The sequence below is a fragment of the Micromonospora sp. KC723 genome (genome assembly GCF_004348595.1).
In the GTDB taxonomy this organism is placed as follows: Bacteria; Actinomycetota; Actinomycetes; order Mycobacteriales; family Micromonosporaceae; genus Micromonospora.
The window spans coordinates 1-25,225 of sequence record NZ_SMKD01000080.1; the positions used below are offsets into that span (position 1 = coordinate 1).

Annotated in this window: 24 protein-coding genes; 7 read left to right on the top strand and 17 right to left on the bottom strand. The window is 72.0% G+C overall.

Annotated features, from left to right (window positions below; all coding sequences use genetic code 11):
* Positions 1-789 precede the first annotated feature (789 nt).
* Positions 790-1,047: an SCO4848 family membrane protein gene (locus E1165_RS18180; RefSeq protein ID WP_132392978.1), complete on the bottom strand. Its 258-nt coding sequence runs from the start codon at positions 1,045-1,047 to the stop codon at positions 790-792.
* A 179-nt stretch (positions 1,048-1,226) separates the two neighbouring features.
* Between E1165_RS18180 and E1165_RS18185 the strand changes: the two genes are divergently transcribed.
* Positions 1,227-1,664: a PRC-barrel domain-containing protein gene (locus E1165_RS18185; protein WP_132392980.1), complete on the top strand. Its 438-nt coding sequence runs from the start codon at positions 1,227-1,229 to the stop codon at positions 1,662-1,664.
* A 330-nt stretch (positions 1,665-1,994) separates the two neighbouring features.
* On the top strand, positions 1,995-3,713 hold the full coding sequence (gene argS / locus E1165_RS18190) for an arginine--tRNA ligase (RefSeq protein WP_132392982.1): 1,719 nt from the start codon (positions 1,995-1,997) through the stop codon (positions 3,711-3,713).
* Between the two features lie 117 nt (positions 3,714-3,830).
* Here the strand turns inward: argS and E1165_RS18195 are convergent, their stop codons facing one another.
* Positions 3,831-5,798, bottom strand: coding sequence for a heavy metal translocating P-type ATPase (locus tag E1165_RS18195; RefSeq protein WP_132393016.1), 1,968 nt, complete (start codon positions 5,796-5,798; stop codon positions 3,831-3,833).
* Between the two features lie 79 nt (positions 5,799-5,877).
* Between E1165_RS18195 and E1165_RS18200 the strand changes: the two genes are divergently transcribed.
* Positions 5,878-6,255: a metalloregulator ArsR/SmtB family transcription factor gene (locus tag E1165_RS18200; RefSeq protein WP_243704852.1), complete on the top strand. Its 378-nt coding sequence runs from the start codon at positions 5,878-5,880 to the stop codon at positions 6,253-6,255.
* Positions 6,256-6,441: 186 nt separating this feature from the next.
* On the opposite strand, the gene rpsN is transcribed toward E1165_RS18200, so the two are convergent.
* From rpsN to rpmB, 3 genes are read right to left on the bottom strand one after another with little or no spacing between them, the layout of a single operon-like run.
* Entirely contained in the window at positions 6,442-6,747 is a 306-nt protein-coding gene (rpsN, locus tag E1165_RS18205; protein WP_132392984.1) for a 30S ribosomal protein S14, read from the bottom strand.
* 1 nt (position 6,748) lies between these two features.
* On the bottom strand, positions 6,749-6,916 hold the full coding sequence (gene rpmG / locus E1165_RS18210) for a 50S ribosomal protein L33 (RefSeq protein ID WP_013287204.1): 168 nt from the start codon (positions 6,914-6,916) through the stop codon (positions 6,749-6,751).
* Positions 6,916-7,152, bottom strand: coding sequence for a 50S ribosomal protein L28 (gene rpmB / locus E1165_RS18215; protein WP_132392986.1), 237 nt, complete (start codon positions 7,150-7,152; stop codon positions 6,916-6,918). The genes rpmG and rpmB overlap by 1 nt, the downstream gene beginning before the upstream one ends.
* A gap of 190 nt (positions 7,153-7,342) precedes the next feature.
* Here rpmB and E1165_RS18220 point away from each other — a divergent pair, with 190 nt between their 5' ends.
* Positions 7,343-8,632 (top strand): GTP-binding protein, encoded by a 1,290-nt coding sequence (locus E1165_RS18220; RefSeq protein ID WP_207916946.1) that lies wholly within the window; start codon positions 7,343-7,345, stop codon positions 8,630-8,632.
* A complete protein-coding gene (locus E1165_RS18225) occupies positions 8,629-8,892 on the top strand; it encodes a type B 50S ribosomal protein L31 (protein WP_132392990.1) in 264 nt (87 codons plus the stop codon). Before E1165_RS18220 ends, E1165_RS18225 begins: the two co-directional genes overlap by 4 nt.
* Before the next feature lie 95 nt (positions 8,893-8,987).
* Here the strand turns inward: E1165_RS18225 and E1165_RS18230 are convergent, their stop codons facing one another.
* From E1165_RS18230 to E1165_RS18275, 9 genes are all read right to left on the bottom strand, one after another.
* Positions 8,988-9,398 (bottom strand): hypothetical protein, encoded by a 411-nt coding sequence (locus E1165_RS18230; RefSeq protein WP_132392992.1) that lies wholly within the window; start codon positions 9,396-9,398, stop codon positions 8,988-8,990.
* A 118-nt stretch (positions 9,399-9,516) separates the two neighbouring features.
* Positions 9,517-10,200 (bottom strand): response regulator, encoded by a 684-nt coding sequence (locus E1165_RS18240; protein ID WP_132392994.1) that lies wholly within the window; start codon positions 10,198-10,200, stop codon positions 9,517-9,519.
* Positions 10,197-12,749 (bottom strand): sensor histidine kinase KdpD, encoded by a 2,553-nt coding sequence (locus tag E1165_RS18245; RefSeq protein WP_132392996.1) that lies wholly within the window; start codon positions 12,747-12,749, stop codon positions 10,197-10,199. Before E1165_RS18245 ends, E1165_RS18240 begins: the two co-directional genes overlap by 4 nt.
* A gap of 60 nt (positions 12,750-12,809) precedes the next feature.
* Positions 12,810-13,691: a potassium-transporting ATPase subunit C gene (locus tag E1165_RS18250; protein ID WP_132392998.1), complete on the bottom strand. Its 882-nt coding sequence runs from the start codon at positions 13,689-13,691 to the stop codon at positions 12,810-12,812.
* Positions 13,691-15,793 (bottom strand): potassium-transporting ATPase subunit KdpB, encoded by a 2,103-nt coding sequence (gene kdpB / locus E1165_RS18255; RefSeq protein ID WP_243704853.1) that lies wholly within the window; start codon positions 15,791-15,793, stop codon positions 13,691-13,693. The genes E1165_RS18250 and kdpB overlap by 1 nt, the downstream gene beginning before the upstream one ends.
* Before the next feature lie 101 nt (positions 15,794-15,894).
* On the bottom strand, positions 15,895-17,550 hold the full coding sequence (kdpA, locus tag E1165_RS18260; protein WP_132393000.1) for a potassium-transporting ATPase subunit KdpA: 1,656 nt from the start codon (positions 17,548-17,550) through the stop codon (positions 15,895-15,897).
* Entirely contained in the window at positions 17,550-17,639 is a 90-nt protein-coding gene (gene kdpF, locus E1165_RS18265) for a K(+)-transporting ATPase subunit F (protein ID WP_132393002.1), read from the bottom strand. The genes kdpA and kdpF overlap by 1 nt, the downstream gene beginning before the upstream one ends.
* A complete protein-coding gene (locus E1165_RS18270) occupies positions 17,636-17,824 on the bottom strand; it encodes a hypothetical protein (protein ID WP_132393004.1) in 189 nt (62 codons plus the stop codon). Before E1165_RS18270 ends, kdpF begins: the two co-directional genes overlap by 4 nt.
* A gap of 86 nt (positions 17,825-17,910) precedes the next feature.
* On the bottom strand, positions 17,911-19,695 hold the full coding sequence (locus E1165_RS18275; protein ID WP_132393006.1) for an N-acetylglutaminylglutamine amidotransferase: 1,785 nt from the start codon (positions 19,693-19,695) through the stop codon (positions 17,911-17,913).
* A gap of 301 nt (positions 19,696-19,996) precedes the next feature.
* On the opposite strand from E1165_RS18275, the gene E1165_RS18280 reads away from it, so the two are divergent.
* Positions 19,997-21,139, top strand: coding sequence for a glutamate--cysteine ligase (locus E1165_RS18280; protein WP_132393020.1), 1,143 nt, complete (start codon positions 19,997-19,999; stop codon positions 21,137-21,139).
* Positions 21,140-21,158: 19 nt separating this feature from the next.
* Here E1165_RS18280 and E1165_RS18285 read toward each other — a convergent pair whose 3' ends face one another.
* The 3 genes from E1165_RS18285 to E1165_RS18295 all read right to left on the bottom strand — a co-directional run bounded on the left by E1165_RS18285 (position 21,159) and on the right by E1165_RS18295 (position 24,024).
* Positions 21,159-22,223: a CdaR family transcriptional regulator gene (locus E1165_RS18285; protein ID WP_132393008.1), complete on the bottom strand. Its 1,065-nt coding sequence runs from the start codon at positions 22,221-22,223 to the stop codon at positions 21,159-21,161.
* 108 nt (positions 22,224-22,331) lie between these two features.
* Entirely contained in the window at positions 22,332-23,120 is a 789-nt protein-coding gene (locus tag E1165_RS18290; protein ID WP_132393010.1) for an ABC transporter permease subunit, read from the bottom strand.
* The gene (locus E1165_RS18295; protein WP_132393012.1) at positions 23,098-24,024 is read right to left on the bottom strand and encodes an ABC transporter ATP-binding protein; all 927 of its coding nucleotides are present in this window, start codon (positions 24,022-24,024) and stop codon (positions 23,098-23,100) included. The genes E1165_RS18290 and E1165_RS18295 overlap by 23 nt, the downstream gene beginning before the upstream one ends.
* 222 nt (positions 24,025-24,246) lie before the next feature.
* Here E1165_RS18295 and E1165_RS18300 point away from each other — a divergent pair, with 222 nt between their 5' ends.
* Positions 24,247-24,978, top strand: a complete 732-nt coding sequence (locus E1165_RS18300; RefSeq protein ID WP_132393014.1) for a YqjF family protein — start codon at positions 24,247-24,249, stop codon at positions 24,976-24,978.
* The last annotated feature ends 247 nt before the right edge of the window (positions 24,979-25,225 follow it).

A 25,225-nucleotide genomic window follows, 5' to 3' on the forward strand; every position in this document is an offset into this window, starting at 1 on the left:
GTTCGTCCTGAGCCAGGATCAAACTCTCCAACAAAAAATTGGAAAACATGTCCCGACAACAAAAGTGTTGCCAAAGGAATCCCCACCAACCAGACCCACCAAAAAAGCAGACCCAGCCAGCACGGGGCATCAATCATAATTGGCACTGGCTTAACAAGCACCCTGTTGAGTTCTCAAAAAACAACCACACACCCACCAGAAACCCCACACCGTGAGGCCCCAGCAGGGGCAACCACACCCAACACTCACGCGCCGGGCACTCCTACTACTTTACCTTCCCATCTTCCCCGTGTCAACCGGTGTATCTCGGTCTGTTACGGTTCGTACGAGTTGGCCCCGCCGAAGGGACGCAGCGGCAACCGCTACGCTCGATCATCGGATTTGGCAGGCCGGCCGCTGCGGTGTCCCGCAGACTCGCCCGGTGCCCTGCCGGTCGTCAACCTTACCCGGTCGGCTCCGCTCCGCCAAATCCGCCTCGCGGCGAATCCAGGGGCACCACCCGGGTCCCGGCTACGAGAGACACAACCCCCGCAACCCCAGTTCCCTTCCCGCGCCCGGCCTACTGGCTTTCGCCTGTTTCGTCCGTTCCGCGCTGGCAGAGAGAAAGTTACGCGTCCGCGGGTTTGATCGTCAAATCGGCGCGGGGGCGTCCCGCGTCACACCCAGGCCGACGGGTCATCCCCGCAGGTGAGGTGCTGTCAGGGGCCCCTGGCGCCGCCCGGAGACGGGTCCCCTCGGCAGTCACCGTACGGGCGACGACTCGACGACCGACGGCACGAACGGCAGCGGTCAGACGGCCGGACCGCCACGGCGGGCGGCGCGCCAGCCGCGCACTCCCAGCAGGCCGACGGTGGTGCCGATGGCGAGCGATGCCGCGATGAGCAGGGCGTGGACCCAGAGGAAGCCGGTCGGGGCACCGTCGCCGACCGTGCCGGTGGACCAGGCGCGCGGATCGTTCCAGATGGCGACCGCGAACCTCGGCCAGATGACCCAGGTCCACACGCCGACAGCGACGAGGAAGACCGACCAGCCGCGGGACAACACCATGGTCAGCGAGTATGCCAGCGGGTTCGGCGGTCGGCACGGCCGGCGGGATCGGCACCTCCGGCCGAGATCCGCCGCGGACAGCCGTACGGAGGGCAGGTCGGGTGCGAGCGGTTCACGAGGGCCGTACGGGGCACCTCTGCAGGGGGCGACGAGAGCCGGACGAACCGGAGGTGTCCGACATGCAGCCGTTCAATCCGTGGGTGTGGCGCGACCCGGCCGCCTTCGCCGGCGGGTACCACCAGACCCGCCCCGCCGAGGAGCCGCGGGCCGGCTCGGAGCACGACGGTCCGGACGCTCCCGGCCCGGGTACCCCGGTCGACCTGGTCGGCTACCGGGTGGAGGCGACCGACGGGAGGATCGGATCCATCGACCAGGCGAGCGAGGACGCCGGCACCCGGTACCTGGTGGTAGACACCGGGCCGTGGAATCTGGGGAGGAAGGTGCTGCTGCCGGTGGGCACGGTCGACCGCGTCGACCACCTGGAGCGGGTGGTGCACGTCGACCGCAGCCGTGAGCAGGTCAGGGAGTCTCCGGCGTTCGACCCGGACGACTTCGGCCGACCGGAGTACCGGCAACGGGTCGCCGACCACTACGCGGAGAGCTACCGGCGTAGCTGACCCAGATCGGGGGCGTCGGGCTCTCGATGTACCCCGGGGCGCGGTGACGAGTTGTCCGCCACGCCCCGGGAAACTGCGGTGCCCCACCTCGGCGAATCCACTACGCTGCCGCCCATGACCAGCGCGCCCGCTCGGAGCACCGGCACGTCGTACGACGTCCAGGTCGGTGCGGAGCGACGCCGGCGATCCGTCGCCCGCCCGCGCTGACCTGTTCCCTGCGACCGGCGGATCGAGCCGCCGGGTCAGCGCCGGTCGCCCTCGGTCCGCCCGCATCTCTCCCTGTTCCGGAGACCCGCCCGACGGCGCGGGCCGAGCGAGATCGGCATACCCATGGATCTGGAAAGGCTGCTCACCGACCGGCTGGCGCCGGCGTTCGCGACCGTGGCCGGTGGCCCGGTCGACCCCCTGGTACGGCGGTCGCCGCGCGCGGACTTCCAGTCCGACGCGGCGCTGGCGCTGGCCCGGCGGCTCGGCCGCCCGCCCCGCGACATCGCCGCCGAGGTGCTGGCCCACGCGGCGCTGGACGACGTCTGCGCGATGGCGGAGGTCTCCGGTCCCGGCTTCCTCAACCTCACGGTGGCGGACCGGACGCTGACCGATCTGGTCTCCGAGCTGGCCCGCGACGACCGGCTCGGCGTTCCGCCGACGGCCGCCCCGGAGACGGTGGTGGTGGATTACTCGGGGCCGAACGTGGCCAAGGAGATGCACGTGGGGCACCTGCGCTCCACCGTCATCGGCGACGCGGCGGCACGGCTGCTGGAATGGCTCGGGCACCGGGTGGTGCGCGTCAACCACCTCGGCGACTGGGGCACCCCGTTCGGGATGCTCATCGAGCACCTGGTCGCCCTCGGCGAGGCCGAGGGCGCGGACGAGTTCTCGATGGGTGATCTCGGCTCCTTCTACCGGGAGGCTCGGGCGAAGTTCGACACCGATGAGGCGTTCCGGGAGCGGTCGCGGCGGCGGGTGGTCGCGTTGCAGGGCGGCGACGAACGCACCCGACGGCTGTGGCGGCTGCTGGTGGAGCAGTCCGAGCGGTACTTCCTGGCTGTGTACGACCTGCTGGACGTGACCCTGACCGGGGACGACTTCCAGGGTGAGAGCGTCTACCACGACCGGCTCGGCGCGGTGGTCGACGATCTGGACCGGCTCGGTCTGCTGGTGGACAGTGACGGGGCGGCCTGCGTCTTTCCGCCCGGATTCACCGGCCGCGACGGCGAGCCGCTGCCGTTGATCGTGCGCAAGCGGGACGGCGGTTACGGCTATCCGGCGACCGACCTGGCCGCGCTGCGGCACCGGATCGACGAGCTGGGCGCGACCCGCCTGCTCTACGTCGTCGGGCTGCCGCAGCGGCAGCACCTCGCGATGGTCTTCGCGACGGCGGCGACGGCCGGCTGGCTGTGCCCGCCGGCGCGGGCGGAACACCTCGGTTTCGGGTCGATTCTCGGCGCCGACGGACGGATGCTGCGCAGCCGGACCGGCGAGTCGGTGAAGCTGGTCGGGTTGCTGGAGGAGGCGGTCGCCCGGGCCACCGAGCTGGCCCGGACCAAGAATCCCGACTGGGACGACCGGACCACCGCCGAGACCGGCCGGGCCGTCGGCATCGGCGCGATCAAGTACGCCGACCTGGCCACCGACCGGGCCCAGGACTATGTCCTGGACTGGGAGCGGATGCTCTCCCTGGACGGCAACACCGCGCCCTACCTCCAGTACGCGTACTCGCGGATCCAGTCGGTGTTCCGGCGGGCCGGCGCGGCGGCCCGGCCGGACGCGCCGGTCATCCTCACCGGGCCGGCCGAACGGGCGCTGGCGATCGAGTTGCTCGGGTTCGCCGCCGTGGTCGCCGAGGTGGAGTGGAGCCTGGAGTTCCACCGCCTCGCCGGCTACCTGCACCGGCTGGCCACCAGCTTCAGCGCGTTCTACGAGCGGTGCCCCGTGCTGCGAGCCCCGGACGAACTGCGGCAGAGCCGGCTGCTGCTGGCCGAACTGACCGCCCGGACGTTGCGTCAAGGACTGCACCTGCTGGGCATCCGGACGGTGCGGCGGATGTGAGCCGACCGGTACGTCGGGGAGATCTGGCTCTGCGCCTGCCCGGCGGCCCGGACGCGGTCACCTGGCGGATGCGCTGCCGCGTCCTCGGTCCGGGCCGAGTGAGCCGACGACGGCCGCTCAGCGGCCGTCGCGGGCGCGGTGCCAGGCGGCGGTGCGCAGCAGGCGCAGCCCGTTGAGGCCCACGATGACGGTGGAGCCCTCGTGGCCGGCGACTCCGAGCGGCAACGGCAGGTGACCGAAGATGTCCCAGGTGACCAACACGGTGATGAACGTCCCCGCGATCACCAGGTTCGCCACCACGATCCGTCGGGCTCTGCGGGCGAGCGCGAGCACCGCCGGCAGGGCGGTGAGGTCGTCGCGGATCAGCACCGCGTCGGCGGTCTGCAACGCGAGGTCGGAACCGCGCCGGCCCATGGCGATGCCGGCGTCGGCGGCAGCGAGGGCCGGCGCGTCGTTGATCCCGTCGCCGACCAGCAGCACCCGCCGGCCGTCGCGTTGCAGGGCGCGGACGCGGTCGACCTTGTCGGCCGGCAGAAGCCCGGAGTGGACGGTGCGGATGCCGACGTCCTCGGCGAGACGCCCGGCGGCAGCGGCGTTGTCACCGGTGACCAGTTCCGGGGGGCGACCGGCCAGCGTGCCGAGGGTGGCGACGGTGCGCGCGGCGTCCGCGCGTACCCGGTCGGTGAGGGTGAGCACGCCGGCCGGCGCGTCGTCGACCACGACCACCACGGCGGTACGCCCGCCGGTCTGGGCTGCCTGGACGGCGGTGCGGACCCGCTCCCACTCCGGGGACGGGGGCAGTTCGTCGAGCAGGGTGGGGTTGCCGACCCGTACCTGGTGACCGTCGACGGTGGCCACGACGCCGACACCGGGGGTGGCGGTGAAGTCGTGCGGGGCGGGAAGGGGCAGTTCCCGGCGCCGGGCTTCGGCGGTCACCGCCGCGGCGAGTGGGTGCTCGCTGGGCAGTTCCGCCGCGGCGGCCAGACGCAGCAGCGCGTCCTCGTCGTGGGCCGGGCCCGTCGGGTGGACGGCCGTGACCACGGGGGTGCCTTCGGTGAGGGTGCCGGTCTTGTCGAAGGCGACGGCGTCGATGTCGGCGAGGCGCTCCATCACAACCGCGGACCTGACCAGTACGCCGTGGCGGCCGGCGAGGGCGATCGCGGACAGCAGCGGCGGCATGGTGGCCAGCACCACCGCGCAGGGGGACGCCACGATCATGAAGGTCATCGCCCGGAGCAGGGTGGGCTGTAGCGCGGCTCCGAGCATCAGCGGCACGGTGAACAGCGCCAGCGTGGCCACCACGACGCCCATCGAGTAGCGCTGCTCGACCTTCTCGACGAACAGCTGGGTGCGTGCCTTGGTGGCGGAGGCCTGCTCGACCTGGGCGACGATCCGGGCGAGCACCGTCTCCCCGGCGGGGCGGTGCACGCGGGCCACCAGCGCCCCGGTGCCGTTGACGGTTCCCGCGAAGATCTCGTCGCCGGTCTGCCGGTCCACCGGTAGCGGTTCGCCGGTGATGCTCGCCTGGTCGACCTCGCTCGCCCCGTCGACGACCACGGCGTCGGCGCCGATGCGTTCACCGGGGCGTACCAGGATCACGTCCCCGACGCGCAGCCGGCCCGTGTCCACCGTCTCCTCGCTGCCGTCCGGGCCGAGCCGGGTGGCCCGGTCAGGGTTCAGGTCGAGCAGCGCGCGGACGGACTCGGCGGTCCGTGCGGTCGCGAACGCCTCCAGCGCCCCGGAGGTGGCGAAGATGACGATCAGCAACGCCCCGTCGAAGACCTGCCCGATCCCGGCGGCACCGAGCGCCGCGACGATCATCAGCAGGTCCACGTCCAGGGTGCGTTCGCGCAGCGCCCGCAGGCCGGACAGCGCCGGCTCCCAGCCGCCCGCCACGTAACAGACGAGGTAGAGCGTCCACCACACCGGCGCAGGTGCGCCGGCCAGTTGCGCGGCACCACCGAGGGCGAACAGCACCAGGGCCGCGACGGCCCATCGCACCTCGGACAGGGCCCAGAGACGGTGGGCGAGGGGCTTGGCCGGCGGCGTGGCCGCTGCGGGCGCCTGCGTGGCTTCCCTGGTCATCGTCACAACCGGCAGCATACCTGCGCATCTTCGCAGGCAGTAGACCAGTCATGGAGTGGATGGTCGCTAGAGTGGGGGCGTGCACACGTCGTTGCCGGATTTCCGCATGCCGCACGACGAGCAGGTCCAGCTCGCCGCCGAAGGGTTCCGGCTGCTCGCCGACCCGACCCGTATCAAGATCCTTTGGGCTCTGCTGCAGGGCGAGTCCTCGGTCGCCTGCCTGGCCGAGCTGGTCGGCGCGGCGCCGACCGCGGTGAGCCAGCACCTGGCGAAGCTGCGCCTCGCCGGGCTGGTGCGCGGCCGGCGGGAGGGGACGTTCGTCTACTACTCGGCCGCCGACGTGCACGTACAGCGACTGCTGACCGAGGCGCTCTTCCACGCCGACCACCACGACGGCGGCCCGGTGGGCCACTCCCTCGGCCGCACCGGCGGCGAGGACGGCGGCGGCGGTCGCTGACCGCCAGCAGCGTCACTTCTCCCACCGGGCAACCGGCCGGCGTGGCGCCCCACGGATGCGGGAGCCACGCCGACCGGATCCGCCCACCCAGAGGCACCCCCACCTCGGCGGATTCTGGCAATGGTAACGGATTTCAACTAGCCGAGGGCCAGCCGGTCGAGCGTCGCCACCGGTCGACCCGGTGGTTCACCAGGACGCCTTGCGGATGCCGGGGAGCTCGCCACGCAGCGCCATCTCGCGAAACCGCACCCGGGACAGCCCGAAGCGGCTCAGCACCCCGCGTGGCCGCCCGTCGACCACGTCCCGGCTGCGCAGCCGCACCGGGTTGGAATCCCGTGGCAGGCGAGCCAGGCGACGGCCCGCGTCGTCCCGGACCGCCGGGTCCGTGTCCGGGTGGGCGATCACCCGTTTCAGTTCGGCGCGACGCTCGGCGTGCCGGGCGACGAGTTCGGCGCGGCGGGCCTGCCGATTACCGAGACTCTTGCGGGCCACGTCAGCGCGCCTCGCGGAACTCGACGTGCCGGCGCACGACCGGGTCGTACTTGCGCAGCACCAGCCGGTCGGGGTCGTTGCGGCGGTTCTTCCGGGTGACGTACGTGTAGCCGGTGCCGGCGGTGCTGCGCAGCCGCACGATCGGGCGGACATCGGTCTGCCGGGCCATCAGACCGTCACCCCCCGGGAGCGCAGCTCGGCCACGACCTTCTCGATGCCCTTGCGGTCCACCGTCTTCAGCGCCCTGGCGGTCAGCGCCAGCCGGACCCACCGCCGCTCCGAGGGCAGCCAGTAGCGGTGGCTCTGCAGGTTGGGGTTCCAGCGGCGGCGGGTGCGCCGGTGGGAGTGCGACACGGCGTTGCCGAAGCTCGGCTTCGCACCGGTGACGTCACAGCGTCGGGACACGGTTACTCCTTCACAACAAGGCTTGACGGTAACGATAATCGTTTTGTTTTACCTCGACCGACGGACGACCTCCTGGCCGGCCACGACCCACCGCCGCGCCTCAGGGTGACCAGCACCCGAAACCCGCCTGCCGCCCGTTGTCGACCACGTGCATATAATGACAATCGTTTTCAACTAAGTCGAGAGGACTGTGATGTCGACGTCACCGCTCGCACCGGCCGACGCCGGAGTCCCGTCGGCCGACACCCGCCCGTCGCTGACCGTGCTCAGTGGCTTCTGGCCGGCCGTCACGTACGCCGTCGCCCGTTCGCTCCTCGCCGCCGACCCGGCGCTGCTACTGGTCCGCCACGACCTCGCCGAGGTTCGCGAGGGCACCGTGCACCGGGTGGTCCGCGACAGCGCGGGTCTGGTGGAGGACGAGCGGATCACGCTGGCGCACGGCTGCGTCTCCTGCACGCTGCGGGAGGACGTGCTGCCCACCCTCGCCCGACTCGCCCGCGCCCACTCCGGCCGGGACCTGCTGCTGATGCTGCCCGAGGTGGTCGAGCCCGAGGCCGTCGCCGCCGCCTGCGCACACTGCCTCGTCGACGGCGCGCCGCTCGCCGACCTGCTCCGGATCGACTCATACGTCACCGTCGTGGCCGCCGAGCACCTGCTCGACGGCCTCTCCAGCACCGACGACCTCCGGGCCCTCGGCATCCAGGCCGCCGACAATGACGATCGGGCCCTCGCCGACGTCGTCGTCCGACAGATCGAGTACGCCGACACCCTGGTCCTCTGGGGAGACTCCCCCGACGGCGCGTACGACACCAGCCGTCTCGCGGTGCTGCTGCAACGGATGACGCCCTGGGCGACCCTGGTCCGCGTCCAGGGCGACCACGTCGACGCCGGGGAGCTGACCCGCCAACTGCGTGGCACCCGCCGGCACCGCCCCGAAACCCCCGGCGTGCTCGCCCGCGGCCTGGAGGGCTACTCCCTCGGGGTACACGAGCCGCACCCGGACTGCGGCGTGGTCTCGGTGGTCTTCCGCGCCCGCCGCCCCTTCCATCCCCGCCGGCTGCACACCGTCCTGGAAGAGGTCAACGCCGACGTCATCCGTTCCCGGGGACACCTGTGGCTGGCCAGCCAACCCGAGACGGTGGTCGCCTGGGAGTTCGCCGGCGGCGGCCTCGGCCTCGGCTCCCTGGGCCGCTGGCTGGCCACCCTGCCCGACGCCCACTGGGACGACGTCTCCGACCACCGGCGGCTCGCCGCCGCCCTCGACTGGGATCCCTACTACGGCGACCGGCACCAGCACCTCGCCTTCATCGGCCTGGAACTCGACCCCGCCGACCTGCGCCGCACCCTCAGCCGGTGCCTGCTCACCGACGCCGAACTCGCCGACGGCGAGGACACCTGGCGCACCTACCCCGACCCGTTCGCCGGCTGCTTCCCGCTCGCCGGCCCGGACCCGACCAACACCGAAGGAGAACCCGCGTGAAGCCCGGGATCCACCCCGCCTACCGGCCCGTCGTCTACCGCGACCGCGCCGCCGACTTCGCCATCCTCACCCGCTCCACCGCCACCAGCGACCAGACCGTCGAATGGACCGACGGCAACACCTACCCCGTCATCGACGTGCAGATCTCCTCGGCCAGCCACCCCTTCTGGACCGGCCGCCAGCGCCTGCTCGACACCGAGGGCCGGGTGGAGAAGTTCCGCGCCAAGTACGCCCGACGCGGGCCGCAGCAGCCGAGCTGACCAGCGTCGACGAGTCGCAACCCGTCGGTGGGGCAGCGCGTGCGCGACCCGGAGGACAGCAGTTGGCGGCGGGCCACCACCGGTGGCCCGCCCGGTCAGCGACGGATGCGCAGCACGACCAGCGCGACGACGTACGCGACCCCGGCTATCGCGCCGAGCGCGGCGTACGGCTGCCCGTCCTGCCCGCGCGCGACCTCGACGACGAAACCGACGAGCACGGCGGCGACCAGCGTCATCCCGGCGAAGGAGGTGGCATCGCCGTCGATGCGGTTGATCCGCTCGTCACGCCGGTCGAGCAGGCCGGCAACCGTCTCGCTCGTCCGGGCGAGAACGAGGAGCAGCACCGCGATGGCGAGCATCAGCCCCAACCCCACAAACGCGAACGTGTGGTCACCGCCCCGCAGGCCCGCCACGAGATAAGCAAGGCCGCACAGGACGGCGGCCCCCACCGTGGACCACCGCTTCCACGACCACGCCCCGCGGGTCGCGCCCTCACCTGTCGACATCGAAGACCTCCTCCACCGTCTTGCCGAAGAACCGGGCCAGCGCGATCGCCAGCGGCAGGGACGGCAGGTAGCGCCGCTCTTGACCATCCCGCCGTGCCGTACCGGCCGTGGGTGGTCTTCATGGCTGGTATCGGTAACCCATCCCGGGTTCGGTGATGAGGTGGCAGGGCCGGGCGGGGTCGGTTTCGAGCTTGCGGCGCAGTTGGGCCATGTACTGGCGTAGGTAGTTCGTCTCGTTCTGGTACTCGGGTCCCCAGACGGCACGCAGGAGCTGCCGCTGGGTGATCAGCTTGCCGGGGTTGCGCAGCAGTTGTTCCAGTACGCCCCACTGGGTGGGAGTCAGCTTGACGTCGCTGCCGTCGTCGCGGGTGACGGTGCGGGCGGCGAGGTCGACGGCGTGTCGGCCGACCCGCGCCGTCGGGCCGGAAGCCTCGCCGCCCTGGCCGTGGCGACGGGTGACGGCTCGGATGCGGGCGAGCAGTTCGTCGACGCCGAAGGGTTTGGTGACGTAGTCGTCGGCGCCGGCGTCGAGCGCGGTCACCTTGTCGTCGCTGCCGACGCGTCCCGACAGCACGATGATCGGAACGGTGGTCCAGCCACGGAGCCCCCGGATGACGTCGACGCCGTGGAGGTCCGGCAGGCCGAGGTCGAGCACGACCAGGTCGGGTGGGTGACTGGCGGCGGTCCTGAGGGCGGCGGTGCCGGTGGCGGCGAGGTCGACGTCATAGCCACGGGCGCGCAGGTTGATGCGCAGGGCCCGCAGGATCTGTGGTTCGTCGTCGACGACGAGGATCCGGGTCATTCCTGCGGGCCCTCCGTCGGCTGGGTCGGCGTCGCGGCGGGCAGCCGCAGGACCATGGTGAGTCCTCCACCGGGGGTGGTCTCGGGGGTGATGCTGCCGTGCATGGCCTCGACGAGTCCACGGGACAGGGCGAGGCCGAGACCGACCCCGGTGGTGTTGTCCCGGTCGCCGCGTCGCTGGAACGGCTGGAAGACGTGTTCCCACTGGTCTTCGGGGATGCCGGGACCCCGGTCGATGACGCGCAGCTCGACCTGGCCGGCGTGGGCGCTGGCGGTGATGGCCGGCGGCTGGCCGGGCGGGCTGTGGCGCAGGGCGTTGGCGACGACGTTGACCAGGACCCGGTCCAGCAGGCCGGGGTCGGCGCTGGCGGCGGGCAGGTCGGCGGGGATGTCGGTGGCCACGTCGGCCGCGGCCGGGCCCAGCTCGTCGAGCGCGCGGGGTACGACATCCTCCAGCCCGAGAGCCACCGGGTGGACGCCCAGGGCGCCGGCCTGCAGGCGGCTCATGTCGAGCAGGTTGGCGACGAGCCGGCCGAGCCGGTCGAGGGACTCGTCGGCGGTGGCGAGCAACTCGTGCTGGTCGGCGGTGTCGAACTCGACGTCGTGGCTGCGCAGGCTGGAGATGGCGGCCTTGGCGGAGGCGAGTGGTGTGCGCAGATCGTGGCTGACGGCGGCGAGCAGTGCGGTGCGCATGCGATCGGCTTCGGCGAGGGGTCGGGCGGTGGCGGCTTCCGCGGCGAGGCGTTCCTGGCGCAGCGCGAGGGCGGCCTGGGCGGCGAACGCCTCGACGATGCGCCGGTCGGAGGCGTGCAGTGGGCGGCCGGCGAGGACGACGGTGAGTCGATCGTCGACCGGCACCGCGGTCTCTCCCGCATCGGGGCTGTTGGGCGGTTGTTCCCCGACGGCGGCCACCACCTGCCACACGGTGTCGTCACGGCTGCGGTCGGGGCGTCCGGCGGCCTCGTCGGCGCTCTCCAGGACGCTCACCGCGCGCAGCCCGAACGTCTCCCGTAGCCGGTTCAGCAACGCGGGCAGGGGCCGCTCGCCCCGCAGCACGCTGCCGGCGACGGTGGCGAGGGTCTGGGCGTCGGCGGACGCGCGGGCCGCCTCGCGGGTACGCCGGGCGGCGACGTCGACGACACCGCTGACGGCGATGGCCACGCCGACGAAGACACCCAGGGCGAGCAGGTTGTCGGCCTCGGCGATGGTCAGGGTGTGGAAGGGCGGGGTGAAGAACCAGTTGAGCAGGAGTGACCCGCCGAGCGCGGCGAGCAGCGCCGGCCACAGCCCACCGGTCAGGGCGATTCCGACGACGGCGGCGAGGAAGATCAGGATGTCGTTGGTCAGGGTGAGGTCGGGCAGGGCCCTGAGCAACGCGGTCAGGGCGGGCATGCCCAGGAGGGTGAGCGCGAAGCCGAGCAGCCGGCGCCGCCGGGACAGCGCCGTCGGCACCGCTGTGCGCCGCCCCTGCCCGGCCCCCGGGTGGGTGACGAGGTGCACGTCGATGGCTCCGGACAGCGCGGTGGTGGTGACCCCGACGCCGCGGGACAGGAGCTGGGCGAACCGGCCGCGCCGGCTGGCGCCGAGGACGAGCTGGGTGGCGTTGACGCCACGGGCGAAGTCGAGCAGCGCGGCGGGAATGTCGGTGCCGAGGACCTGGTGGTAGGTGCCGCCGAGGCTCTCCACCAGCATCCGTTGCCGGGCGAGCTGGGCGGGGTCGGCGCCGGCCAGGCCGTCGCTGCGCGCGACGTGTACGGCCAGCAGGTCGGCGCCCTTGCTCCGGTCGGCGATACGGGCGGCGCGCCGGATCAGCGTGTCGCCCTCCGGGCCGCCGGTGAGCGCGACGACGACGCGTTCCCGAGCCTCCCAGGTGGCGGAGATGCCCTGCTGCGCGCGGTAGGCGTCGAGCTGGTCGTCGACCTTGTCGGCGAGCCAGAGCAGCGCCAGCTCGCGCAGGGCGGTGAGGTTGCCGACGCGGAAGTAGTTGCCCAGCGCCGCGTCGATCTTGTCGGGGCGGTAGATGTTGCCGTGGGCCATCCGCCGGCGCAGCGCCTCGGGCGTCATGTCGACGAGTTCGACCTGTCCGGCGGCGCGGACGACGGCGTCCGGAACGGTCTCCCGCTGGACGGTGCCGGTAATCTGGGCGACGACGTCGTTGAGGGACTCCAGATGCTGGATGTTGACGGTGGTGAGCACGGTGATGCCGGCGTCGAGCAACTCCTGGACGTCCTGCCAGCGCTTGCGGTGCCGGCAACCGGGCACGTTGGTGTGGGCCAACTCGTCGACGACGGCCACCTCGGGCCGTCGGGCGAGCAACGCGTCGAGGTCCATCTCGGTGAACCCGGCGCCCCGATAGGTCATCGCCTTCCGGGGCACCTGCTCCAGGTCGCCGACCATCGCGGCCGTGTGGGCGCGGCCGTGGGTCTCGACGAAGCCGATCACCACGTCGGTGCCGCGTTCGACCCGGCGATGGGCCTCCTCGAGCATCGCGTAGGTCTTGCCGACGCCGGGGGCGGCCCCGAGATAGATCCGCAGCTCTCCCCGCGCCACCCGGGGTCCTCTCTCTCGCCGAAGTGCCTCTGTCATCATCCGCCCAGGACGGGGGCCGCCTCAGCGAACGGGGAACCGCTCGTCGAGCGCCAGGTTGAGTTCCAGCACGTTCACCCCCGGCGAGCCCATGAAGCCGAGCACCCGGCCGGTGGTGTACTCCCGGACCAGGCGACGGACCGCCGCCGGGTCCGCGTCACGCTCGCGCGCCACACGGGTGACCTGGATCTCCGCGTAAGCCGGGGAGATGTGCGGGTCGAGGCCGCTGGCGCTGGCGGTGACGGCGTCGGCGGGGACGGCGGGCTCGGCCGGAGCGTCACCCCGGATCGGCGTGACCAGTCCACCGGCGGACACGTAGTCCTCACCGGGGCGGGCCAACTCGACCGGCACCCCCTGGTAACTCGCGAGGAACGGCACGGCCGGGGCGACCTGGTTGACGCTGACGACCCGGGTCACCGGACCGGTCAACCCGTCACGGCGGAACACGGCGAGCACCGCCCCCACCCCGTCGGCGGTACAGTACGGGCGCCGGCCGTCGACGCCGTCGAGTTCCCCCACCGCCTTGCTACGCGCGCACACCCGGGTGAGCAGGCTCGGCCTCGACTCCGCCGGTTCGGTGGCGATGGTGTCGACCACGCTCTCCGGGCCGAGGTTGCTGGCGCCGGTGGAGGTGGGGTCGTAGCCGTCGCCGGCCGCCGACGGGCGGGACTGGAAGTAGCGCGGTACGGGGTTGCCGCCGGCGTCGGTGAAGGACTGGCCGATCAGTGTGCTGCCGACGGCGCGGCCGTCGACCGTCACGAGCGACCCGCCGGTGTTGTCGGCGAGGCCGGGCATCCGGCCGACCGCGACCGTGGCCAGCGGGTACGCGAGCCCGAGCAGCACGGTGAGGACGAGCAGCGCGCGCAGGGCGGCCAGGTGTACGGCGAGCCAGGTGGGAAGGCGCATCAGGAGATCCCCGGGACGAACTGGATGAGCAGGTCGATGAGTTTGATGCCGACGAACGGCACCACGATGCCGCCGAGACCGTAGACCAGCAGGTTGCGGCTGAGCAGCTGCGAGGCGGAGGCCGGGCGGTACCGGACGCCGCGCAGGGCCAGCGGGATCAGCGCGACGATGACGAGCGCGTTGAAGATGACCGCCGAGAGGATCGCCGACTCCGGGGTGGACAGCCGCATGATGTTGAGGGTGTCCAGACTGGGGTAGATGCCGGCGAACACGGCCGGGATGATCGCGAAGTACTTCGCGATGTCGTTGGAGATCGAGAAGGTGGTCAGCGCACCACGGGTGATCAGCAACTGCTTGCCGATCTCCACGATCTCGATCAGTTTGGTCGGGTCGGAGTCGAGGTCGACCATGTTGCCGGCCTCCTTCGCGGCCGACGTGCCGGTGTTCATCGCGACGCCGACGTCGGCCTGGGCGAGCGCCGGCGCGTCGTTGGTGCCGTCGCCGGTCATCGCGACCAGCCGGCCGCCCTCCTGCTCCTTCCTGATCAGGGCGAGCTTGTCCTCCGGGGTGGCCTCGGCGAGGAAGTCGTCCACGCCGGCCTCGTCGGCGATGGCCCGGGCGGTACGCGGATTGTCACCGGTGATCATCACGGTGCGGATGCCCATCCGGCGCATCTCGTCGAAACGCTCCCGCATTCCGGCCTTGACGACGTCCTTGAGGTGGATGACGCCGAGAGCCCGCGCCGGCTGACCGTCGAGGTGCTCGGCGACCACCAGTGGGGTGCCGCCGACGCCGCTGATCTCGTCGACGATCTGGCCGACCTGCTCGGTGGGATGGCCGCCGTTCTCGCGTACCCACGTCATCACCGCGGCGGCGGCACCCTTGCGGATCCGCCGTGCCGGCCCGGCGTCCTCCGGAGTCAGGTCGACGCCACTCATCCGGGTCTGCGCGGTGAACGGCACGAACGTGGCGTGCGGGACGAGACCCGGCTCGCGCTCGCGTAGCCCGAACTCGTTCTTCGCCAGCACCACGACCGAGCGCCCCTCCGGGGTCTCGTCGGCGAGGCTGGACAACTGCGCCGCGTCGGCGACGGCCGCCCGCTCCACGCCCTCGACCGGCACGAACTCGGTGGCCTGCCGGTTGCCGAGAGTGATGGTGCCGGTCTTGTCCAGCAGCAGCGTGTTGACGTCGCCGGCGGCCTCCACGGCCCGGCCGCTCATCGCCAGCACGTTGCGCTGCACCAGACGGTCCATGCCGGCGATGCCGATCGCCGAGAGCAGCGCCCCGATGGTCGTCGGGATCAGGCAGACCAGCAGGGACACCAGCACGATCCCGGTGACGCCGGCGTCGGTGACCGCCTCGGTGTCCGGCGCCGCGCCCTGGTAGCCCTTGGAGAAGACGGCCAAGGGCTGGAGCGTGACGACCGCCAGCAGGAAGACGATCGTGAGCGCGGCGAGCAGGATGTTCAGCGCGATCTCGTTCGGGGTCTTCTGCCGGTTGGCCCCCTCGACCAGATTGATCATGCGGTCGACGAAGCTCTCACCGGGCTGCTGCGTGATCATCACGACGATCCGGTCGGAGAGCACCTTCGTGCCGCCGGTGACCGCGCTGCGGTCCCCGCCCGACTCCCGGATCACCGGGGCGGACTCTCCGGTGATGGCGGACTCGTCGACGCTGGCAATGCCCTCGACCACGTCCCCGTCACCGGGGATGACCTGGCCGGCCTCCACCACGACGACGTCGCCGCGCACCAGTTGCGCGGCCGGGACGTCCTCGGTGCGGTAGGAGTCGGGGGCGACGCCGGGCGTCCAGCCGAGCAGCCGGGTGGCGACGGTGTCCTGCTTCGCCTTCCGCAGCGTGGCGGCCTGCGCCTTGCCCCGGCCCTCGGCGACGGCCTCGGCGAGGTTGGCGAAGAGGACCGTCAGCCACAGCCAGGCGGTGATGGCGACCGCGAACACCGACGGGTCGGCCACCGCGAGCACGGTGGTGAACACCGCGCCGACCTCCACGATCAACATGACCGGGTTACGCCACAGGCTGCGCGGGTCGAGCTTGCCGAGGGCATCCGGGAGGGACCGGGTCAGCTGTCTGGGGTCGAGCAGGCCGCCGGCGCGGTCGCCGTGGGTGGCGGGCGTGCCGGCGGTCGCCGCGTCGGCGGTGCCGTGCGGCGCCGGTGTCGTGATGTCGTGTTGTCTCACGGTCGTCACAGCCCCTCGGCCAGCGGGCCGAGCGCGAGCGCCGGCAGGAAGGTCAGCGCCACGAGGATCACCGTGACGCCGACGACCATCCCGACGAAGAGCGGCCGGTCGGTCGGCAGGGTGCCCTCGGAGGCGGGGGTGGGCTGCTGCCGGGCCAACGAGCCGGCCAGGGCGAGCACGAAGACGATCGGCAGGAACCGGCCGAGCAACATGCAGACGCCCAGTGCGGTGTTCCACCACGGCGTACCGGCCACCAGGCCGGCGAACGCCGAACCGTTGTTGTTGCTCGCCGAGGTGAACGCGTAGAGCACCTCGGAAAGCGCGTGCGGGCCGACGTTGAGCGCGGTGGCGTCGTTGCCGGTGGCGAAGGCCGACGCCGTGCCGACCAGCGCGAGGGCCGGGGACACCAGGAAGAACAGCGACGCGAGCTTGATCTCCCGGGAGCCGATCTTCTTGCCGACGTACTCCGGGGTCCGGCCGACCATCAGCCCGGCGACGAACACGGTGACGACGGCCAGGACGAGCATGCCGTAGAGGCCCGCGCCGACACCGCCGGGCGCCACCTCGCCGAGCATCATGTTGCCCATGGTCATCATGCCGCCCAGCGCGGTGTACGAGTCGTGGGACGAGTTCACCGAGCCGGTGGAGGTGAGCGTGGTGGCGGCGGCGAAGGTGGCCGAGTCCGGTACGCCGAACCGGACCTCCTTGCCCTCCAGCGCGGCGCCCACCGCGTGCGGCACGGTGCCGTTACCGGCCAGCTCGAACGCGTTCGTCAGGGTGACGCTGGCGATGGCCAGGACCGCCATGACGGCGGCGACGGCGTAACCCTGACGGACCTGGCCGACCATCCGGCCGAAGACCCGGGGCAGGCTGAACGGGATCACCAGCAGCAGAAAGATCTGCAACCAGTTCGTCCAGGCCGTCGGGTTCTCGAACGGGTGGGCGCTGTTGGCGTTGTAGAAGCCGCCCCCGTTGGTGCCGAGGTCCTTGATCGCCTCCTGGCTGGCCACCGGCCCACCGGTGACGGTCTGACCGCCGCCGGTCAACGTGCTGACGTCGGTGCCGGCGGAGAGGTTCTGCACCACGCCACCGATCATCAGCACGATCGCGGCGAGCACCGACATGGGCAGCAGGATCCGCAGCGTGATCCGGGTCAGGTCGACCCAGAAGTTGCCCAGGTCGCCGGTGCGACGGCGGGCGAAGCCGCGGACCAACACGACGGCGACGGCGATGCCGACGGCGGCGGAGACGAAGTTCTGCACCGCCAGCCCGGCCATCTGCACCAGGTGGCCCATGGTCGACTCGCCCGGGTACCACTGCCAGTTGGTGTTGGTCACGAACGACACGGCGGTGTTCCACGCGCCGTGGGCGACCACCGGCCCGAACCCGAGCGAGAGCCACAGGTGGTTCTGCAGCCGCAGGAAGGCGTACAGGAACAGGACCGAGACGGCGGAGAAGGCGAGCAGGCTGCGCGCGTACACACCCCAGGACTGCTCGGCCGTCGGCTCGACCCCGACCAGCCGGTAGACGCCCCGCTCGACGCGGGTGTGCCGGGTGCCGGCGACGACCCGGTACAGGTAGTTGCCGAAGGGCCGGTGGACGGCGGCCAGCGCCACCGCGAGCGAGAGGGTGAACAGCGCGCCGGCTGCCGTCTCGGACATCAGAAGCGCTCCGGGAACAGCAGGGCGGCCACCAGGAACACGGCCAGGCCGACGGCCAGTACCAGGCCGACGGCGTTGACGGCGGTCACAGCTTCTCCACACCCCTCACCACGAGGGCGAGCACCGCGAACAGCCCCACCGTCACCAGCACGAACACCACGTCAGACACGGCTGACTCTCCCTCACCGGACTCGCTCGCGGCGGCCGCGTCCCGGCCCCGCCGGGCAATCTCAACGCCGCCCCAGGTCAAGGACAGGGCTCGTGACGCGGCCATGACGGCGAACACCCGATTTTTAACGCTGTTTTCACACTCACGCCGGACACCGCCCCGCCGTGGCAGGTGCCGCCGGACGTGCCGCCTCAGCTGATGCCGTGGGTCTGGAGCCAGAGTTCCAGCAGGCCGAGTTGCCACAGCTTGTTGCTGCCGGCCGCCGCCCGTGCCGCCTCCGGGTCGGCGAGCAACTCCTCCACGTACCCGGGCTGGAACAGTTCCCGTTCCCGCGCCGCCGGTGCCCGCAGCGCCTCGACGACAAGGTCCCGCACCGCCCCGTCCGCGTTGCGCAGGGCGGGCACCGGGAAGTACCCCTTGGGCCGGTCGATCACCTCGGCGGGCAGCACCTCTCGGGCCACCTCCTTGAGCACCCCCTTGCCGCCCTGGGCCGCCTTGTGCTCCGGCGGGCAGGCCGCCGCGAGCGTCACCAGGTCCTGGTCGAGGAACGGGGTGCGGACCTCCAGTCCCCAGGCCATGCTCATGCTGTCCACCCGCTTCACCGGGTCGTCCGGGAGCATCCGGTGGGTGTCCAGGCGCAGCACCGCGTCCAGCGCGGTCTCCGCGCCGGGCGCGGCCAGTTCCGCGACGAGCAGTTCGCGGCTGGCGTCCCGGTCGCAGGCGTACGCGGGGCTGACCACCCTGGTCAACTCGGCGTGGTCCCGGTCGAAGAACGCCGCCGCGAACGCGTCCGCCGCACGGTCGCGGGGCACCGAGGTGAGCGGCTGGTGATACCCGTACCCGGCGAACACCTCGTCGGCGCCCTGCCCGGACTGGGCGACCTTGACGTGCTTGGCGACCTGCTCGCTGAGCAGGTGGAAGGCCACCACGTCGTGGCTGCCCATCGGTTCGGTCATCGCGGCCACCGTCGCCCGTACCGCCGGGACGAGGTCGTCGTCCGCCAGCCGGATGCGCTGGTGGTCGGTGTCGTACCCGCGGGCGACCAGGTCGGAGTAGTCGAACTCGTCGCCGGCCTCGCCGCCACGGCTGTCGAATCCGATGCTGAACGTCCGCAGGTGCTGCTGGCCCGCCTCGGCGAGCAGCGCGACGATGAGGCTGGAGTCCAGCCCGCCGGAGAGCAGGACCCCGACGGGTACGTCCGCGACCAGCCGTCGTCGTACCGCCGTGCGCAGCGCGCCACCGACCGCCGCCTGCCAGTCCCGGGCGTCCATGCCGGTGTGGGCGGGCTGCCGGACGTACTCCGGCTGCCAGTAGACCCGCTCCCGGCTGCGCCCGTCCTCGTCGATCACCCGCAGCGTCGCCGGGGGCAGCTTGCGCACGCCACGCAGCACCGTCCGGGGCGCCGGCACGATCGAGTGCCACGACAGGTAGTGGTGCAGCGCCACCGGGTCGATGCCGGTGTCGACGTCCCCACCGCGCAGCAGCGCCGGCAGGGTCGAGGCGAACCGCAGTCGTCCCGGTGTCTCGGCCAGGTAGAGGGGCTTGATGCCGAGCCGGTCGCGGGCCAGCACGAGCCGCCGTCGCCGCCGGTCCACCAGGCCGATGGCGAACATGCCGACCAGGTGGTCGACGAACGCCTCGCCCCACTGCGCGTACGCCACCAGGATGACCTCGGTGTCGCTGGTGGAGCGGAAGGTGTGCCCGGCGGCGAGCAGTTCCTCGCGCAGTTCGGGATAGTTGTAGACGCAGCCGTTGAAGACCAGTGCCAGGCCCAGGTCCTCACGGACCATCGGCTGCGCGCCGGCGTCGGACAGGTCGATGATGGTGAGCCGGCGGTGCCCGAGGACGATCCACCCGTCGCTCCACGTACCCTCGCCGTCGGGTCCCCGCGAGCGCATCGCGTCGCTCATCCTGGCCACCGCGTCGGCGTCCGGCGGCGAACCGTCGAACCGCGCTTCCCCGCTGATGCCACACACCAGTGGCCACCCTTTCCCACCACCGACACGAACCGCCGCCGAGGGCTACCCGCTGGGGCGAGGCGCACACCTGAACTCCGCGGCGGTGTTCCCGCTCCGGGCGGCCCGGCCGTCACCGCGCGTTCACCGATCCGCCCCGTAGGCGGGGCTGAGGACCGTACGGTGAGGGCATGACGCCGTCGGGTGACGCCCCAGCCGTCGACGAGCAGGCGTGGTCGACGAGCCTCGCCCCGAGTGGCCGGCCCCCGGCCGGGAGACCGCCGGCATCACTGGCCGGGGCCAGCTCTGGAAGCAGGTGCCGATGACGTCCCACCCGCCGCGCGCCGCCACCACCACCGACGCCGCCTCGAAGCTGCTGACCCTGGGGGTGGAGGAGGAGTTCCTGCTGCTGCACCCGGTCACCGGGGAGAGCCTCCCGGCCGCCGACCGGGTCCGTGCCGCACTGTCCACCGCGACGCGTGAGCAGAGCCGGCAGGAGTTCCGGCACAGCATGGTCGAGATGGTCACCCCGGTCTGCGCCGACCTCGGTGCACTCCGGGCCCACCTGCTGGAGCTGCGCCGTCGTGCCGCCGACGCGGCCCGGACCGTCGGGGCCCGGCTGGTCGCGGTCGGGGCCACGCCCGTACACGAGCGGCACCGTTCGGTGCCGGACGAGCCGCGGTACCACGCGATGTCCCGCCGTTTCGGCCCGGTCGCCCACGACCCGGCGGTGTGCGGCTGCCACGTGCACGTCGGCGTACCGGACCGGGAGCTGGCCGTGCAGATCTGCAACCACCTGCGCCCCTGGCTGCCCGTGGTGCAGGCCATCACCGCCAACTCGCCCCTGCACGACGGCCACGACACCGGGCACGCCAGTTGGCGGTCCATGCAGCTGGAACGCTGGCCCAGCATCGGACCCACTCCGCACTTCGAGTCCGCCACCGACTACGACGCCACCGTCGAAGAGTTGATCAAGGCCGGCATCCTGCTCGACGCCGCGATGGTCTACTGGTACGCGCGCCCGTCGGCCGCGTATCCCACCGTGGAGGTCCGGGTGGGCGACGTCTGCCCGACGGTGGACGACACCGTACTGGTCGCCGGGCTGGTCCGGGCTCTGGTGGCGACGCTCGCCGACGACGTACGTGCCGGGGTGCCGGCCCGCCGGATCAGAGACTGCCTGGTCTCCGCCGCGCACTGGCGGGCCGCCCACGACGGCCTCGCCGGCGATCTGATCGACCTGCGCTCCGGCCGCGCCCGACCCGCCTGGGACCTCGTCGACGAACTGCTCGCCACGGTCACCCCGGTCCTGGACCGCCACGGCGACCTCGACCAGGTACGCGAACAGCTCACCCGGTTGCGTCGCGACGGCAACGGCGCCCAGCGGCAGCGCCGCGTCCTGGCCCGCACCGACGGTGACGTACGCGCCGTCCTCGACTACCTCACCGCCCAGACGGTCGGCGGCTGAGTACCCTCCGGCTCCCGGCCTACGTCTCCTGCCGGTCCGGCCAGCCGAGGAGTCGGGCGCCGAGCACGGCGGCGTGCAGGGTGAAACGTTGGGTGGGTTCGTTGGGGTGGTAACCGGTCAGGCTGTGGATGCGGTCGAGACGGTAGGTGACCGCCCGGACGGACAGGTGCATCTGGCGCGCGGTGGCGGTGTGGTTGCCCTGGTTCTCGAAGAGCACAGCCAGGGTTTCCAGGTAGGGCTCGATGCCGCCGCGGGCGGTGGTGAGCGGGCCGAGGACGGTGGTGACCAGGTCGGTGATGGCCTCCCGGTCACGCAGCAGGACCGGAAACACCAGCAGGTCGGCGGCGTTGAGCACGGGCGCGGTGAAGCCCAGTTTGGCGGCGTGGTCGAGGGCGTTGCGAGCCTCTTCGAGAGAGGTGGCCAGGCCGTGCACCCCCGGGTGGGGACGACCGACGGCCACCTGCCAACCTTCGGCACCCAGCTCGGTGAGGAGCAGGTGGGCCAGCTCGGCACCGATGCCGCGGAGCCCGCCGGCGCTGATGCACACCAGGTCACCGTCGCGGAGGGTGGTGAGGATGTTGCCCTCGCCGAACCGGGCGGCGAGCGCCGCGTCGACGCGGTGCGTGATGTCGGCGGTGAGGTGGGCGGCACGGGCGACCAGCACGGTGTGCGTGGCGGACAGTCGGATGCCGTAGCGGTGGGCCCGCTCGACCAGGCTGCCGGGTTCGGCCCGACCGGTCAACAGTTCGGTGACGAACGCGGCACGCTCGGCGTCGTGGCGTACCAGCTCGGCGCGGCTCTGCCGGAGGTAGCCGTCGAGGACGGCCCGCAACACCCCGCGCGTGGCGTCCAGCAGCGTCGCCGCCCGACGGTGCACGGCGTCCGTGGTGTCGGCGGAGTCGAGGGGCGGCGTACGCCAGCAGACCGCGGCGGCGGCGAAAACGCCGTCGACGAGGTCGTGCAGGTGCAGGCCCTCGTCGGCGGCCCGCGCCCCCAGCCGGGCGGCGGTGCGCCCGTGCCACTCGCCGGCCGGAGCGCGGAGCAGCCCTTCGCAGTCGTCGGCCAGCCAACGGTGGTCGCTCATCGGTAGGTCCTTGTCCGCGTTCCGGTGGCCCCCGGGTGGAGGCGGGGACGACAGCCGGTTGCCGAACCTGGTGGCGCCGACCGTGTTCGACGACCACCAGGTTCCGCGTCAGACACCGACGTCGCGACGGTCGAACGCCCACACTCCGGCGAGGGCCGTCGCGGCACCGACGGCCACGAGGATGAGCAGTTCGACCGGGTGCCAACCGGTGTGCAGGGGATCGGTGCCGATGAAGTAGTGGAACGGCGACAGCCAGCGCACCCAGTGCCAGCCCTCGGACATGCCCGAGATGGCGTTGGCCATGTAGGCGGCGACGGCGAGCGCACCGGTGACCGCCAGGACGCTGCTCCTCCTTCCGGAGACGGCACCGGCCAGGAAGGCGATGCCGGTGAAGCACCAGACCAGGGCGATCAACCCGACACCGGCGGCGGCGACGTTGGACAGCGGGATGTCCATGCCCACCCGGGGGACGACGACGAACAGCAGGAGCAACGGGATGGCCGCGACCACGGTGACGGCGGTGCCGGTAGCCGCGAGACGCTGGCCGGCGAAAGCGGTACGGGAGAGCGGGTTGGCCAGCAGTAGTTCCATACCGCCGTCCTCTTCCGGCCGGGCGATCGTCCGGGCGGTCAGGGTGATCGCGCACATCAGGACCAGCAGCGGACCCACCAGGCTGAAGATCGTCGCCTGGAGGTAACCGGCCGGCGAGAACATGTCGGCGATGCCGAGGAAGTCCAGCATCCCCTGGGGCAGGGCCTCCTGCTTGAGTTCGGCCGCGCCCTGGAACTGGCGGTAGAAAGACGTGTAGATGGTGGTGAAAGCGGCGACGCCGACGGCCCAGCCGAGCACCGCGCGGCGGTCGTCGCGCCAGGTCTTACGCACCAGCGCGGGAAGCATCGCCGGCTCCTTCCGAGTGGTAGTAGAACGACAGGAACGTCTCTTCCAGGTCGGGCTCGGCCGACAGCATGTCCACGACCTCGTGCCGCGCCGCCATCTTGATCAACGGATCCAGGCGGCCACTCACCGTGCACCGGAGCACCGGCCCGGACACGGTCACCTCACTGACCCCGGGCAGGACGTCGAACTCCGCCGGGTCCACCGGATCATTGAAGTGGATCTCCACCGACCGGATGGCCCGTTTGCCGAGCGACTCCACGCGTTCGACGGCGGCCAGCCGGCCGTCCCGGATGATGGCCACCCGGTCGGCGGTGTGCTGCACCTCCGCCAGGACGTGCGAGGACATGAAGACCGTCTGCCCGGCATCGCGGGCGTCCCGGACCATAGCCAGGAACTCCTGCTGCATGAGCGGGTCCAAGCCACTGGTGGGCTCGTCCAGGATCAGCAGCGCCGGCCGGTGCATGAACGCCTGGACCAGACCGACCTTCTGCTTGTTGCCCTTGCTCATGGTGCGTACCGGGCGGGACAGGTCCAGATCGAGCCGCTCGGCCAGGGCGGTGACCTGGGACCAGGCCACGCCGCCGCGGGCCGCGCCGAAGAAGCGCAGCAGGTCCCCGGCTGTCTCCCGGCCGGGAAACGACAGCTCGCCGGGGAGATAGCCGATCTGTCGGTGCAGGGCGGCCTTGTCGCGGCGCGGGTCGAGTCCGAGGACGGTCGCGCTGCCGGAGGTCGGACGCAGGAAGTCCAGCAGCAGGCGGATGGTGGTGGTCTTCCCGGCACCGTTGGGGCCGAGGAAGCCCAGCACCTCACCGGCACCCACCCGGAGCGTGAGGCTCTCGATGCCGCGACGCTGGCCGTAGAACTTGGTCAAGTCCTCGGTGAGCACGGCATAGTCGCTTGTCATGCCCACATCGTGGCCTTCACCTCGGGCCGCCATCCAGGGCGGCATCCGGCCGACATCGCCCGACATTCTTGCCGACGTCCGGCAACCGGACGGCACGCCGCCGATCGGCACCACGGCGGGTGCGCCCTCCCCTCGGCAGGTGTATCCGGCGCAGCGGAAGGGTAGCCCCAGCGGTACGGCGATGCGAGGCGTGTGGCCGTCGGCGCTCTCCGAGGAGGTGGGATGCGCGCACCGCGCTCACCGCAGGTGTCCACCGCCGTGCTGGTCCAGCGGTGGCGCACGATGACCTTCCTCCACTGGCGGTACCCCGCACAGGTGGTCCAACGTCTGCTGCCCGCCAACCTGACCGTACACACCTTCGACGGTGCCGCCTGGGTCGGCTTGTTGCCCTTCCTCATGGAGGACGTGCGTCCACCCCGGCTACCCGCCGTGCCCTGGTTGTCCCGGTTCCCGGAGACGAACGTGCGCACCTATGTCCACGGGCCGGACGGCGCCGTCGGGCTCTACTTCTTCTCGCTCGACGCCGGGCGGCTGCCGGCCGTGGTCGCCGCGCGCGCCAGCCTGCGACTGCCCTACTTCTGGTCGGACCTGGCGGTGGAGGTCGACGGCGACACGGTGCGCTACCGGGGCCGGCGGCGCACGCCCGGACCGGACGGGGCCGGCTACGACCTGCGGGTACGCTTCGGCCAGGCATACCGGGACGCCGAACTCACGGCCTTCGACCACTTCCTGACCGCCCGCTACCGACTGTATTCCCAGGTAGCGGGACGCCTCGTCGCAGTGGACGTGGCGCATCCGCCGTGGCCGCTTCGCCGTGGCAACCTTGTCGACCTCCGGCAGGACGTCGTCCAGGCCGCCGGTCTGCCCGCCCCGGCGCAGCCACCCGCGCTGCACGCGTCGGACGGTGTGGACGTCCGGGTCGGTTTCCCGCACCTCGTCCGCGCCCGGACCTGACACCCCGACGGCGAGGGCGAGGGGCACGTCACGCCGACCTTCCCGTGGCTCGGCCCGCTGCCAGATCACCTGGCCGAAGTGCGGTGGTGGCCTTCCCGGTCGGAAGGCCACCACCCCCCGGCCTGCCGTCAGCGCTTCCCCTCGGACGGCTTGCGCACCGCGTCGCGGATCCGGTCGATGACCGCCAGCGCCGGGCCCATGGCCAGGTTCGCCGTGGCGGACTGGGCGCCGGGGTGGGGTCGGGTGG